The 15,126-nt window shown below is 36.9% G+C and carries 10 protein-coding genes; all 10 read left to right on the top strand.

Annotation, left to right across the window (positions count from 1 at the left end; translation table 11 throughout):
- The first annotated feature begins 1 nt into the window (after position 1).
- The 10 genes from ACL9RH_RS15070 (at position 2) to ACL9RH_RS15025 (ending at position 15,035) form a co-directional block, all read left to right on the top strand.
- Complete coding sequence (locus ACL9RH_RS15070) at positions 2 to 670, top strand: hypothetical protein (protein WP_422694186.1); 669 nt, start codon at positions 2 to 4, stop codon at positions 668 to 670.
- A 434-nt stretch (positions 671 to 1,104) separates the two neighbouring features.
- A complete protein-coding gene (gene rplK, locus ACL9RH_RS15065) occupies positions 1,105 to 1,551 on the top strand; it encodes a 50S ribosomal protein L11 (RefSeq protein WP_034702033.1) in 447 nt (148 codons plus the stop codon).
- A gap of 11 nt (positions 1,552 to 1,562) precedes the next feature.
- On the top strand, positions 1,563 to 2,255 hold the full coding sequence (rplA, locus tag ACL9RH_RS15060; RefSeq protein ID WP_047099699.1) for a 50S ribosomal protein L1: 693 nt from the start codon (positions 1,563 to 1,565) through the stop codon (positions 2,253 to 2,255).
- A gap of 17 nt (positions 2,256 to 2,272) precedes the next feature.
- Positions 2,273 to 2,863 carry a 50S ribosomal protein L10 gene (gene rplJ / locus ACL9RH_RS15055; RefSeq protein ID WP_422694185.1) on the top strand — a complete coding sequence of 197 codons (591 nt, stop codon included), beginning with the start codon at positions 2,273 to 2,275 and terminating at the stop codon, positions 2,861 to 2,863.
- A 46-nt stretch (positions 2,864 to 2,909) separates the two neighbouring features.
- Positions 2,910 to 3,275, top strand: a complete 366-nt coding sequence (gene rplL, locus ACL9RH_RS15050; RefSeq protein WP_422694184.1) for a 50S ribosomal protein L7/L12 — start codon at positions 2,910 to 2,912, stop codon at positions 3,273 to 3,275.
- Between the two features lie 657 nt (positions 3,276 to 3,932).
- Entirely contained in the window at positions 3,933 to 7,754 is a 3,822-nt protein-coding gene (gene rpoB / locus ACL9RH_RS15045; RefSeq protein WP_422694183.1) for a DNA-directed RNA polymerase subunit beta, read from the top strand.
- A 53-nt stretch (positions 7,755 to 7,807) separates the two neighbouring features.
- Complete coding sequence (locus ACL9RH_RS15040) at positions 7,808 to 9,358, top strand: hypothetical protein (RefSeq protein ID WP_422694182.1); 1,551 nt, start codon at positions 7,808 to 7,810, stop codon at positions 9,356 to 9,358.
- A 126-nt stretch (positions 9,359 to 9,484) separates the two neighbouring features.
- The gene (gene rpoC, locus ACL9RH_RS15035; protein ID WP_422694181.1) at positions 9,485 to 13,750 is read left to right on the top strand and encodes a DNA-directed RNA polymerase subunit beta'; all 4,266 of its coding nucleotides are present in this window, start codon (positions 9,485 to 9,487) and stop codon (positions 13,748 to 13,750) included.
- Positions 13,751 to 13,837: 87 nt separating this feature from the next.
- The gene (locus ACL9RH_RS15030) at positions 13,838 to 14,143 is read left to right on the top strand and encodes a DUF3467 domain-containing protein (RefSeq protein ID WP_027375539.1); all 306 of its coding nucleotides are present in this window, start codon (positions 13,838 to 13,840) and stop codon (positions 14,141 to 14,143) included.
- A 241-nt stretch (positions 14,144 to 14,384) separates the two neighbouring features.
- Positions 14,385 to 15,035: a Crp/Fnr family transcriptional regulator gene (locus tag ACL9RH_RS15025; protein WP_422694180.1), complete on the top strand. Its 651-nt coding sequence runs from the start codon at positions 14,385 to 14,387 to the stop codon at positions 15,033 to 15,035.
- The last annotated feature ends 91 nt before the right edge of the window (positions 15,036 to 15,126 follow it).

The raw sequence follows: 15,126 nt of genomic DNA, 5'->3' as shown, positions 1-15,126 counted from the left end.
TATGAAAAGAAAAATTTATATTACCATAATCCTATTTCTGGGAATATTGATGAACGCCCAGAAAGGAAAAGTAGGAATCAATACTGCGAACCCTACCGAAACCCTTGACGTTAATGGAAAAACCCATACCAATGCTTTGTATCTTAGAAACCCTGGCGAACCTACAATGACCGGAGGAAGTTTTCTGGCTACATCGCAGAATGCTCTTCAGCTGTATGATCCAAATTTAGAAAGCAGCGGACTTTTCAATTATCTTAAAGTTTCACTTACGGGAGTGCCTGGTACTGGTATTTCAGATTATGATACTAAGATTGATGCCAACAATTTCCTTGTTGTATTACATAATTATTCTTTTAAACTTAATGATAATACAACCAATGTCATGCTTGATTATGGAGATAACGGAGTTAATGATAACAAACAAGGTTCTCCTGATGTAGTTGCTTTCAAAAGTAACGGAACATGGCATATCAGAGCAAGATTTACAGACAGTAGAATAGTGGCCGCTAATACAAATCCACCATCAAGAAGTTATAATAATTTTACAGTTGATCTTTATCTGATGGCGTACAAAAGATTGATCACCAAACAGAACATAAGTGATGTAACAGCAAATCTTGGTGGAACTGATGGTTCTACGCAGACGATTACAAAACCATCTGGATTTTAATACTAGATTGCTTATATATTAGACAAAATAAAAGAAGAACTCAAAAGGTTCTTCTTTTATTATATATTAACTACTTGTGCCAGAGTTATATAATAATTATACTTTTTTGGCAATTTGATTTTAAAATGTTGTTTTTTAATAAATTGTGAATTTTATAGTTTCGAAAAGTATATGTTTTTTGAGAAAGACTTTATAGCAGCGGTTCAGCCAAGCTGGAAGTGAAAGGAGAAGAAGTTTTAAAAATAGAGATAAGACCTTTGGATTTCAATTATTTCTTTTAAACTTTTTAAAAATCAGCAATATCCGTTTGTAGTTTCAAAAATATTTTATACTTTTGCAGTCCAAAAAGTAGGTTTATTGTTATGTGAGTGCATAACCTACTGAATAATAAATGCTTCCAAACTCATTAATTATTCAAATTTAAAAAACAAACAATGGCTAAGAAAGTCTTTAAAATGGTAAAGCTTCAGGTGAAAGGTGGCGCTGCTAACCCTTCTCCACCAGTAGGTCCAGCATTGGGTTCTGCAGGTGTGAACATCATGGAGTTTTGTAAGCAATTTAACGGAAGAACTCAAGATAAGCCAGGACAAGTTTTACCTGTAGTAATTACAGTATACGAAGACAAATCTTTTGAATTCGTAATTAAAACTCCTCCTGCAGCAATCCAGTTAATGGATGCGGCTAAAATCAAGGGTGGTTCTGGTGAACCAAACAGAAACAAAGTAGGTTCTGTATCTTGGGATCAAGTGAAGAAAATCGCTGAGGACAAAATGACTGACCTTAACTGCTTTACAATGGATTCTGCAGTTTCTATGGTAGCAGGTACTGCTAGATCTATGGGATTAAGAGTAACAGGAACTAAACCAACTTTTAACGCTTAAAACTATTAGAAATGGCAAAATTGACTAAAAAGCAAAAGGAAGCTTTAAGCAAAGTAGAAAAAGGAAGAATCTATAACCTTGAAGAAGGTTCAGCTCTTGTAAAAGAAGTGAACACTACAAAGTTTGATGCTTCAGTAGATATCGCTGTAAGATTAGGAGTAGACCCTAGAAAAGCAAACCAAATGGTAAGAGGTGTTGTATCTCTTCCTCACGGTACTGGTAAAGATGTTAAAGTATTAGCTCTTGTAACTCCAGATAAAGAAGCAGAAGCTAAAGCTGCTGGTGCTGACTATGTAGGTCTTGACGAATATTTACAAAAAATCAAAGAAGGTTGGACAGATGTTGACGTTATCGTTACTATGCCAGCTGTAATGGGTAAATTAGGTCCATTAGGTAGAGTATTAGGTCCAAGAGGTTTAATGCCTAACCCTAAATCAGGAACTGTAACAATGGAAATTGGTAAAGCAGTAACTGAAGTGAAAGCAGGTAAAATTGATTTCAAAGTAGACAAGTATGGTATCATCCACGCTGGTATTGGTAAAGTATCTTTCGATGCTGCTAAAATCAAAGAAAACGCGCAGGAATTGATCTCTACATTGATCAAAATGAAGCCAACTGCTGCTAAAGGAACTTATGTGAAGAGCATTTATTTGTCTTCTACAATGAGCCCAGGTATTGCAATTGATACTAAATCTGTTAACTAATAATAATCCTTAAGACAATGACAAAAGACCAAAAAGTTGTAGCAATACAAGAGATCAAAGACTTGCTTCAGGATGCAAAAGTAGTATACGTAGCAGATCTAGAAGGATTGAACGCTGCTAAATCTTCTGACTTCAGAAGACAAGCTTTCAAACAAAATATCAAAGTAAAAGTTGTAAAAAATACCCTTTTACAAAAAGCAATGGAGCAAATCGAAGGAGTAGATTACTCTGAGATGTTTGTATCTTTCAAAGGTAACTCAGCGATCATGATTGCTGAAACGGCAAACGCTCCTGCAAAATTAATCCAAGGATTTAGAAAGAAAGAAGAGAAGCCAGCTTTAAAGTCTGCTTTTGTTCAAGAAACTTTCTATGTGGGTGACAACAACCTAGATATGTTGGCTAACATCAAGTCTAGAGAAGAAATGATCGGTGAAATCATCGGATTACTTCAGTCTCCAATCCAAAGAGTTGTTTCTGCTCTTCAAAACAAATCTGAAGCTGTAGAAGCTACAACTGAAGAAGTTGCTGCTCCTGCTGTAGAAGAAACTCCTGCTGCTGAAGCTCCAGAAGCTGCTGCAGAAAGCACTGAAGAAACAAGTGCTGAATAAATTGACTCAAAAAATTAAATAAATAATCAACAAAAACATTACAACAATGTCAGATTTAAAAAATTTAGCTGAAACGCTAGTAAACCTAACTGTAAAAGACGTAAACGAATTAGCTGCTATCCTTAAGGATGAGTACGGAATTGAGCCTGCTGCTGCTGCAGTAGTAGTTGCTGGTCCTGCTGGTGAAGCTGCTGAAGAAAAGACTGAATTCGACGTAATTCTTAAGTCTGCAGGTGCTTCTAAATTAGCTATCGTTAAATTAGTAAAAGATTTAACTGGTGCTGGTCTTAAAGAAGCTAAAGATATCGTAGACGGTGCTCCAGCTCCAATCAAAACTGGTGTATCTAAAGACGAAGCTGAAGCTCTTAAGAAGCAATTAGAAGAAGCTGGTGCTGAAGTAGAATTGAAATAATTCAATTTTATTATAAATATAAGAGCCCGGGCAATTTGCCTGGGCTTTTTTTGTATGCTGTATATTATAAAGTAATACATTAAGCTTTGTACTTTTACTGCAAATACCGAATTGAAATTTCTTTACTATTAAAAAGTAAAGGTGTGGGAGTAGGTATCTATTTGCAATAACTTTAATAAGAAATAAATAGGAATGTAACTGTTGAAAAATGAGTAGTGATGAGGAATCTGCTGTTTTTCAGTTAAGCCTTTCATTTTTAATCTACTCAAAATGAGAGGATTTGTTTGTTATTGTGGATAAGTTTTTGTATCTTTGCCCTTCTTTTGGCGCGAAAAATTGTTTGTAAACCTATAAAATACTGAAAATCAACTCTTTCATTGTGTAAAAACATGGAGGGGATTTTGTGTTTATAGATGTTTCGGGTAATAACTGCCTCAAAAGTAATAAAAATATTTTGCATTACGCTGTGAAAAGATATACCAGTGTTGCAGTTAGGAATCAGATCAAAGACCTAAAGATCATAGAATAAAGAACAAAGATCGATAATTGCGCCAAAATTTTCTTTACTTTTTCTTTTTTTAAGACTCTTTTTCTCTTTTTCTCTCCTGATATTTTTTAATGAATCAAAATATTTTTTAACCCTTTCTTAAAAGTTTTATGAGTAAAACAAAATCAACAACTCAAGGAAATCCGAGAATTAATTTCTCATCAGCGAAAGGAAAAATCATCACTCCAGACTTTTTGGACATCCAAATCGAGTCTTTCAGAGAATTTTTCCAGCTTGATACACTTCCTGAAGCCAGAAAGACAGAAGCTCTTTACAAGACTTTCCAAGAGAATTTCCCAATTACGGATTCAAGAAACCAATTCGTATTAGAATTCTTAGACTATCTGGTAGATTCTCCACGTTATTCAATCGACGAGTGTGTGGAAAGAGGACTTACTTATTCAGTGCCTCTAAAAGCAAGACTTAAACTGTACTGTACTGACCCGGAACACGAAGATTTCCAAACTGTGGTTCAGGATGTATACTTAGGTCCGGTTCCTTACATGACACCAAGTGGTTCTTTCATCATCAATGGTGCAGAAAGAGTTATTGTTACGCAGCTTCACCGTTCACCTGGTGTATTCTTCGGACAGACTTACCACGCTAACGGAACCAAACTTTACTATTCAAGAATTATCCCTTTCAAAGGATCTTGGATGGAATTTACAACTGATATCAACAGCGTAATGTACGCGTATATCGACCGTAAGAAAAAGTTACCATTAACAACTTTATTAAGAGCTATCGGTTACGAATCTGACAAGGATATCCTTCAGATCTTCGACCTTGCTGAAGAAGTGAAAGTTTCTAAAGCCGCCCTTAAAAAAGTGGAAGGGAGAACATTGGCTGCGAGAGTATTGAACACTTGGTTCGAAGACTTCGTAGACGAAGATACGGGTGAAGTAGTTTCTATCGAAAGAAACGAAATCATCTTGGATAGAGAGACGATCCTTGAGAAAGAACATTTAGATCTTATCCTGGATGCTGGTGTGAAATCAATCTTGATCCACAAAGAAAACAGTAATGAATTCTCTATTATCCAGAATACATTACAAAAAGACCCTACGAACTCTGAGAAAGAAGCAGTAGAATACATCTATCGTCAGTTAAGAAACGCAGATCCACCAGATGAGGAAACTGCAAGAGGAATCATTGAAAAATTATTCTTCTCTGAGCAGAGATACTCTTTAGGTGAAGTAGGACGTTACAGACTAAATAAAAAATTAAGTCTAAACATCCCAACTACCACTGAAGTTCTTACAAAAGAAGATATTATTGCCATTGTAAGACACTTGATCGAGTTGGTAAATTCTAAAACTGATGTTGATGATATTGACCACTTATCAAACAGAAGAATTAAAACTGTTGGTGAGCAATTAGCAGGACAGTTCGGAGTAGGTCTTTCAAGAATTGCAAGAACAATCAAGGAAAGAATGAACGTTAGAGATAACGAAATCTTTACTCCACTTGACCTTGTAAATGCGAAGACATTAACATCTGTAATCAACTCATTCTTTGGTACCAACCAGCTTTCTCAGTTCATGGACCAAACAAACCCGCTTTCAGAGATCACTCACAAGAGAAGATTATCTGCACTAGGGCCTGGTGGTTTATCAAGAGAAAGAGCAGGTTTCGAGGTTCGAGACGTTCACCATACTCACTACGGAAGAATTTGTCCGATTGAAACTCCGGAAGGACCAAACATTGGATTGATTTCATCTTTAGGTATTTATGCAAAAATCAACAGACTAGGTTTCATCGAAACTCCGTACAGAAAAGTAGAAGATGGTAAGATTGAATTGAATGCAGATCCTATCTACTTAAATGCAGAAGACGAAGAAGACAAAGTAATTGCTCAGGCAAACGTTGAGTTGAGCGATAATGGTGATTTCTTAACAGACAGAATTATTGCAAGACTAGATGGTGACTACCCAGTAGTTGAACCAGCTCAGGTTAACCTTATCGATGTTGCACCAAACCAGATCTCTGGTATTTCCGCTTCATTAATTCCTTTCTTGGAGCATGATGATGCGAACCGTGCATTGATGGGATCTAACATGATGCGTCAGGCCGTTCCTCTATTGAAGCCACAGGCTCCAATCGTTGGTACAGGGCTTGAGCAACAAGTTGCAAGAGACTCAAGAATCTTAATTAATGCTGAAGGTACAGGTACTGTAGAGTACGTAGATGCTGACAGAATCGTTATTAAATATGAAAGAAGCGAAGACGAAGATTTAGTACAATTCGAGTCTGCTACTAAAACATACAAACTTACTAAGTTTAGAAAAACTAACCAGAGTACAACGATTACCCTAAGACCAAACGTAAGAGTAGGTGATGTAGTGGAAAAAGGACAGGTACTTTGCGACGGTTATGCTACTGAAAAAGGAGAATTGGCTCTTGGTAGAAACTTAGTAGTAGCGTTCATGCCTTGGAAAGGGTACAACTTCGAGGATGCAATCGTAATCAACGAAAAAGTTGTACGTGAAGACTGGTTTACTTCAATCCACGTAGATGAATATTCTCTAGAAGTTCGTGATACCAAATTAGGTATGGAAGAGCTTACAGCAGATATTCCAAACGTATCTGAAGAAGCTACTAAAGATCTTGACGAGAACGGTATGATCAGAATCGGTGCTGAAGTGAAGCCTGGAGATATCATGATTGGTAAAATTACTCCAAAAGGTGAATCTGACCCGACTCCTGAAGAAAAACTTCTTAGAGCAATCTTCGGTGATAAAGCTGGTGATGTGAAAGATGCATCATTGAAAGCTGACTCTTCATTAAGAGGAGTTGTTATCAACAAGAAATTGTTCTCTAGAAACATTAAAGACAAAAAGAAAAGAACTGAAGAGAAACTTAGACTTGAAGAGATTGAAAACACTTACAAAGCTAAGTTTGACGAGTTGAGAAACACGTTAATTGAAAAATTAAATACCCTTGTAAGCGGTAAAACTTCTCAGGGAGTACAAAACGACCTTGACGAAGAAATCATCGGTAAAGGGGTGAAGTTTACTCACAAGTTATTAACTTCAGTTGAAGATTATGTAAACGTTAGCGGTGCAGACTGGACAGTAGACGCTGATAAGAATGAATTGATCAAACAATTGATTCACAATTACAAAATCAAATATAACGACATCCAGGGAGTTAAAAACCGTGAGAAATTCGCAATTTCAATCGGAGATGAGCTTCCAGCAGGGATCATGAAACTAGCTAAAGTTTACATCGCTAAGAAACGTAAACTGAATGTAGGAGATAAAATGGCAGGACGTCACGGTAACAAAGGTATCGTTTCGAGAATCGTTCGTGAAGAAGATATGCCATTCCTTGAGGACGGAACACCAGTAGATATCGTATTGAATCCACTTGGGGTACCTTCTCGTATGAACATCGGTCAGATTTATGAAACAGTTCTTGGATGGGCTGGTCAAAAATTAGGAATGAAGTTCGCTACACCAATCTTCGACGGAGCTAGCCTTGACCAAATTACTGAGTATACTGAGAAAGCAGGTCTTCCTAAATTCGGTCACACTCACCTTTATGATGGTGGTACCGGAGAAAGATTTACTCAGGCAGCTACAGTAGGTATCATCTATATGTTGAAACTAGGTCACATGGTTGATGATAAAATGCACGCTCGTTCTATTGGTCCTTACTCATTGATTACTCAGCAGCCGTTAGGAGGTAAAGCTCAGTTCGGAGGTCAGAGATTCGGAGAGATGGAGGTTTGGGCACTTGAAGCATTCGGTGCATCAAACATCCTAAGAGAGATCTTGACTGTGAAGTCGGATGACGTGATTGGTAGAGCAAAAACTTATGAAGCTATTGCAAAAGGTGAATCTATGCCTGAACCAGGTATTCCAGAATCATTCAACGTATTACTTCACGAGTTACAAGGTCTTGGATTAGACGTAAGATTGGAAGAATAAATTAAATCTTTTAATTAGAACAATCTTTAATTTAAAACCCTATTGAAAGGATAATGTTTCAGAATTTAGGCAAAACGGAAAAATACGGCTATTGGCTTTTTATAATTCCTGCTTTATTTTTTTTGTTGAGTCCTGCAAAATTTCCTGCTGATGATGGATTTTTTTATCCGCAGATAGCCCATAATTTTGTGAATGGATTAGGCTTTAAATTCAATGACATCTACCCAACCAATGGTTTTCATCCTTTATGGATGGTATTCTGTATCATAGCAGATAGTATGATAGCAATTCCTAAACAGGAAATGATCTACATACTATGGTTAGCACAGATTGTATTGTTCTTTTTAAGTATAAAATGTATGCAGCCTTTGTTTAAAGACGGAGGGATTGGGAAAATAGTAGGAGTCGGATTTTTGGGATTGGTTTTTTTCTCACTCGGAACCTTGTATTTGACAGAGGCGCACCTTAATTTATTTTGTACCGCTTTATTGCTCAATCTGTTGATGCAGGGCAGAGCAGTAAACGGATGGCTTCTGGGACTTGCAGCCAGTATGGTGTTTTTATCCCGGTTAGACAATGCTTTTATCCTTCTTTTTTTAGGATTATATTGTTTATCCGGTGATTCAAAACCCAAAACAAAAGACTTATTAAAAGCAGCAGCAGTATTTATTGCACTGGCAGGTGTATATCTATTGTATAATAAATTTGAATTCGGAAATATGGTTCCAATAAGCGGGAGAATAAAATCAAGTTTTCCCCATGCAGAAGGTTCTGTTTTCGGAAATAAGTGGGGAACTATTTTTCTTGTTTCAAATATATTATATGCAGTATTGCTTTCCTTTACGAAAGTTGATTTTAAGAAATTAAAACTTTACTTCGTTGCTGGGGCTATAGTACAGGTATTATATAACCTATACTTTCAGTCGCAGATAGGACAGTGGTATTTTGTCATGCAGATGTTGGCAGTTGCCTTTATGCTGTATGATGCTGTACATTTAATGTTACAGAAGTCAGGTATTAAACCGGGGAAAACTGTAACAGCGTCGATGTTGCTGGGGTGTATAGCTTTTCTAAGTGCAGTGGCATTGATGAAAGCTAACACCAACGTAAGTTTGGGATATAATGTAGGAGGAAGTAATGAAACCATTACAGAAGTTAAAAAAGATAAAGTGCGGGCTCTTGCAGAAGAGTTGAAAAAAAGCCTTCCCTCAGGTTCTAAGGTTTTTACCTATGATATGCCTGGGAAACTTGCATTTTATTCAGATTTGCAGATTATACCTGCAGATGGATTGGTGGCAGACAAACACTTTTTTGAGCAGATTGCATCAATACCTTTTGAAAGATATCTGGCGGAAAATAACATCCAGTATGTTATACTTCCATCCGGATTCCAGAAAAAAGGAACGATGACGTTCATCGGAATTGAAGCGGACAACCAGAATGATGCTGTTTCCTACACAATGAGAAGCAGTCTTCTGAAGAGAAATGTTAGTAAAATAAAAATGACAGATTTTGATCTTGTTAAAACTTTTTCTAACCCTCTTAAAGTCTGGCAGCCGGAATATGATAACGTAATCTTGTTAAAGCTTAAAAAAGAACAATAAACAGATTAAAGTTTGATCTTTGGAGTATGCTTGTTAAGTATTCAGATGAGGATAAAAATATCCACCTGAAACTAAGAAAATAATAGTACAATAAAAGATTTAGAAATAAAGAATAAAACATTTTTTATGTCAAATAAAAATAAATCAAGTAGATTTAATAAAATAACCATCGGTTTAGCTTCACCAGAGTCTATTTTACAGGACTCAAGAGGAGAGGTTTTAAAACCGGAAACCATTAACTACAGAACTCACAAGCCTGAAAGAGACGGGCTATTCTGTGAGAAAATCTTTGGTCCTGTAAAAGATTACGAATGTGCTTGTGGTAAATACAAGAGAATTCGTTACAAAGGGATCGTTTGTGACCGTTGTGGAGTAGAAGTTACTGAGAAAAAAGTAAGAAGAGAGAGAATCGGGCACATCAACCTTGTAGTTCCAATTGCACACATCTGGTATTTCCGTTCATTACCAAATAAAATCGGATACCTTCTTGGAATCCCTTCTAAGAAATTAGATATGATTATCTACTACGAAAGATATGTAGTGATTCAGCAGGGTATTGCTAAGAAATTAGACGGTTCCGATTTTGAAAATATGGAATTTCTTACAGAAGAAGAGTACCTGGATATCATGGAAACTCTTCCTGTAGAAAACCAATATCTTGACGATTCTGATCCAAACAAATTCATCGCCAGAATGGGTGCTGAAGCTGTTGAAGATCTATTAAAAAGAATCGATCTTGATGCATTGTCTTTCGACTTGAGACACAAAGCTCACAACGAAGGTTCAAAACAAAGAAGAACTGAAGCTCTAAAAAGATTGAACGTTGTAGAAGCATTAAGAGGTGCTAATACAAGAATGATCAACAGACCAGAGTGGATGATCATGCGTGTACTTCCAGTTATCCCACCAGAACTAAGACCATTGGTTCCATTGGATGGAGGACGTTTCGCAACTTCTGACTTGAATGACCTTTATAGAAGAGTAATCATCAGAAATAACCGTTTGAAGAGATTATTGGAGATCAAAGCTCCTGAAGTAATCTTAAGAAATGAGAAGCGTATGCTTCAGGAATCAGTAGATTCATTATTCGACAACACAAGAAAATCTTCTGCAGTAAAATCTGAATCAAACAGACCATTGAAATCACTTTCTGATTCATTGAAAGGTAAGCAAGGTCGTTTCCGTCAGAACCTACTAGGAAAAAGGGTTGACTACTCTGCGCGTTCGGTAATTGTTGTAGGTCCAAACTTACAGCTTCACGAATGTGGTATTCCTAAAGATATGGCAGCTGAGCTTTACAAACCATTCATCATTAGAAAACTAATCGAGAGAGGTATCGTAAAAACAGTAAAATCTGCAAAGAGAATTATCGATAGAAAAGAACCAGTAGTTTATGATATCTTAGAAAACGTGATGAAAGGTCACCCAGTACTATTGAACAGGGCACCTACTCTTCACAGACTGGGTATTCAGGCTTTCCAACCTAAGATGATCGAAGGTAAGGCAATCCAACTACACCCGTTAGTAACGACGGCATTCAACGCCGATTTCGATGGTGACCAGATGGCGGTACACTTACCGTTAGGACCAGAAGCGATCCTTGAAGCTCAGTTATTGATGTTAGGTTCTCAAAACATCTTGAACCCTGCAAACGGTTCTCCAATTACAGTACCATCTCAGGACATGGTTCTTGGTCTTTATTTCATGACTAAAGAATTAAGCTCTACAGAGACGATGAAAGTAAAAGGAGAAGGTCTTGCATTCTATTCTCCTGAAGAAGCGGAAATCGCTTATGCTGAAGGTAGAGTATCTTTAAATGCTAAAGTAAGATGTAGACTACCAGTAAAAGAAGATGGAGTAATCGTAACAAGATTGATCGAAACTTCTGTAGGTAGAATCCTATTCAACCAAATTGTACCTAAGCAAGTAGGATATATCAATGAACTTCTTACGAAGAAATCATTGAGAAACGTTATCGGTAAGATCCTTGCTGATACAGATTTCCCTACAACTGTGAAGTTCCTTGATGCAATGAAAGACTTAGGATATTCAAACGCATTCAAAGGAGGTCTTTCATTCTCACTAGGAGATATCGTAGTTCCTGTTGAGAAAAAACAAATGATCGCTACTTCCATTGAAACAGTAGACGAAATTAGAGCTAACTATAACATGGGTCTAATTACCGATACAGAACGTTACAACCAGGTAATCGACGTTTGGACTAATACCAACGCTGGATTAACTGAGATGATCATGAGCAGAATGAAAGTTGACCAAGGAGGTTTCAACTCTGTATATATGATGCTTGACTCTGGGGCGAGGGGTTCTAAGGAACAGATCCGTCAGTTATCAGGGATGAGAGGTTTGATGGCGAAACCGCAAAAAGCTGGTTCTACCGGTGCGGAGATCATCGAAAACCCGATCCTTGCAAACTTTAAAGAAGGTCTTTCCATCTTAGAATACTTTATCTCTACCCACGGTGCTCGTAAGGGTCTTGCGGATACCGCTCTTAAGACAGCCGATGCTGGTTACCTAACGAGAAGATTGGTAGATGTTGCTCAGGACGTTATCGTTACAGAAGACGACTGTGGAACACTAAGAGGAACAGAAGTTACTGCGCTTAAGAAAAATGACGAGATCGTTGAAAGAATCTCTGAAAGAATCTTAGGTAGAGTATCTCTTCATAATATTTACGATCCTGAAACTGACGAGCTTATTGCAAGTGCAGACCAGGTGATCATTGAAGAATTGGCGAAGAGAATCGAAGAAGCTGGATTAGAAGCAGTGGAGGTTCGTTCACCATTAACTTGTGAAGCTAAGAAAGGTATCTGTGCGAAATGTTACGGTAGAAACTTAGCAACAGGTAAAGTGATCCACATGGGTGAAGCGGTAGGTGTAATTGCAGCACAGTCAATTGGGGAACCAGGTACTCAGCTTACGTTGAGAACTTTCCACCAGGGGGGTACTGCAGGAAACGTATCAGAAAACCCATCTATCGTTGCAAGAAGAGATGGTATCGTTGAAATGGATGAAGTAAGAACAATTACTTCTGAAGACGAAAACGGTAACACAACTGAAGTAGTAGTTTCTCGTTCAACAGAATTCAGATTAGTTGCTGATAATGAGTCTAGAACTCCATTAATGGTAGCTAACGTACCTTACGGATCTATATTATCTGTGAAGCCAGGTGATAAAGTGAAAAAAGGAGATACAATCTGTAAGTGGGATGCCTATAACGCAGTAATCATTGCAGAAACTTCTGGTAAGGTAGAATACGAGGATATCATCCAGGGTATTTCATTCCAATTGGAAATTGACGAAGCAACAGGATTCGAAGAGAAAGTAATCTCTGAATCTAGAAATAAAAAAGCGGTACCTACCTTAAAAGTAGTAGACTCTAAAGGAGTTGAACAAAAAGGATACAACCTTCCGGTAGGAGCCCACTTAATGGTTAACGACGGTGAAAAAATTAAGGCTGGTAAAGTCCTAATTAAGATCCCAAGAAAATCTGCAAAAGCAGGGGATATCACCGGAGGTCTTCCGAGAGTTACCGAATTATTCGAAGCAAGAAACCCTTCAAACCCAGCGGTTGTTACTGAAATCGACGGGGTAGTTTCTTACGGAAAAATTAAGAGAGGTAACCGTGAACTTATTGTTGAAGCTAAAACTGGAGAAAGAAAAATTTACCTAGTAAAACTTTCCAACCAGATCTTGGTTCAGGAGAATGACTTCGTAAGAGCTGGTTCTCCATTATCAGACGGATCTATTACTCCGGAAGATATCTTAAGAATTAAAGGCCCAACTGCGGTTCAGGAATACTTAGTAAACGAAATTCAGGAAGTTTACCGTCTACAGGGGGTAAAAATCGATGATAAACACTTCGAAATTATTGTTAGACAGATGATGACGAAAGTATCTATCGTAGATGGAGGTGATACTCAATTCCTTGAAGGAGCTCTTGAGCACAAATATGACTTCTTGGAAGAAAACAACAGAGTATTCGGTCTTAAAGTAGTAGTAGATGCTGGAGATTCTAAAGAATTCCAACCAGGTCAGATGATTACTGCAAGAGAATTAAGAGACGAAAACTCTAAGTTGAGACGTGAAGATCAAAGCTTAGTAGAAGTAAGAGAAGCTCTTCCTGCTACGGCAACTCCTGTACTGCAAGGTATTACAAGAGCAGCACTTCAAACGAAGTCGTTCATGTCTGCAGCATCATTCCAGGAAACAACTAAAGTTCTTAACGAAGCTGCGGTTGCTGGTAAGGTAGATGATCTTAACGGTCTTAAAGAAAATGTAATTGTAGGTCACAGAATCCCTGCAGGTACAGGTCTTAAAGAGTATCAAAGTGTTATCGTAGGTTCTAAGAAAGAATTCGAAGACCTTAACTAAAATTAATGATTTGAAATTTGGGATTTGGAATTATTTTTATATTTTCACAATCTCAAATTTCGAATTTTAAAAACATAATTTATAACAATGGACAACAATCAAAATCCACAAGACGGAAACATCAACATCGAATTAAACGAAATGGTAGCTGCTGGTATCTATGCTAACTTAGCATTGGTAAACCACTCTCCATCTGAATTTGTAGTAGACTTTATTCAGTTGATGCCAGGTGTTCAGCAGGCTAAAGTAAGATCAAGAGTTATTCTTGCTCCACTTCACGCTAAAAGAGTATTAAGCGCTCTTCAACAGAACATCGCTAACTACGAGCAGCAGTTCGGAGAAATCAAAGAAGTTGAGCCTTTCGTATTAGGAGGAAACAACGTTCAAGCATAAGATTTCTTTAACAATAAAATAGAATGCCTCAGTTTTTTACTGAGGCATTTTTATTTAAAATTATTGTTTGTTTACTTCTTAAAGCTCATAATTTCCATTCACATCTTAGTATTTATTCTATTAGTTTTTTGCTTCTAATAGATTTTTTAGAATTGTTAATTTTTTTTAATAAAATAAAAACATATCATAACCATATATCAATTTTATATATTTGTTTAAGAAAAAGTAGAAAATATAAAATATGATTGATAACTCATTCGCTATAAGTAAATTTGGGTTTTTAGGAGCTGATTTTTTATCTGAACTGGAGAAACATGCTGTTGTTATTGATATCAAAGCAAAAACAGAAATCATAAGAGAAGGACAGAAAAATAAATTTGTACCCTTTCTTGTGGAAGGTTCCATCAAAGTGTTCACCTTGAATGATGGAAGAGAACTTATCTATTATTATATAAAGCCAAAAGATAGCTGTCTGATGACCTTTTCATCTATTCTTACCGATTACATCAGCAGAGTATATGCTATTGCAGAAGAAGACTCCAAAGCAATCCTGATCCCGGTTTCCATTATGCATGAATGGCTTACCAGATTCCCTGAAATCAATAAAGTATTTTATCACGAGTACGACCGCAGATTCTCAGAAGTGATGAACATGGTGAATGACGCTGTTTTTCACAGGTTGGATAAGAGAGTTCTCAATTACATCAAACAGCAGATTTCTTCCACAGGAAACAACCCTATCAAGCTTACACATCGTGAAATTGCCAACAGTTTGGGAACTTCCAGAGAAGTAGTGAGCCGCGTTATGAAAAAAATTGAAAATGAAGGAGAAATTTTACAAACCAAAGCAGGGATAAAAGTTCCTGTAAATGAAAAAGTTAGTAATGTCTAATTTAGCTTGTTTGAAAAGTATATCTTTATGATTGATAAAAACAATTCTTTCGGTGACTTTTATCACCTGATTTTGAATTGATAACTCTATA

Origin of the sequence: Chryseobacterium sp. Mn2064, assembly GCF_049319685.1 — a bacterium.
GTDB lineage: Bacteria > Bacteroidota > Bacteroidia > Flavobacteriales > Weeksellaceae > Chryseobacterium.
Note: the sequence above shows the minus strand (reverse complement) of the source record. Positions and strands in the feature narration are given on the sequence as shown.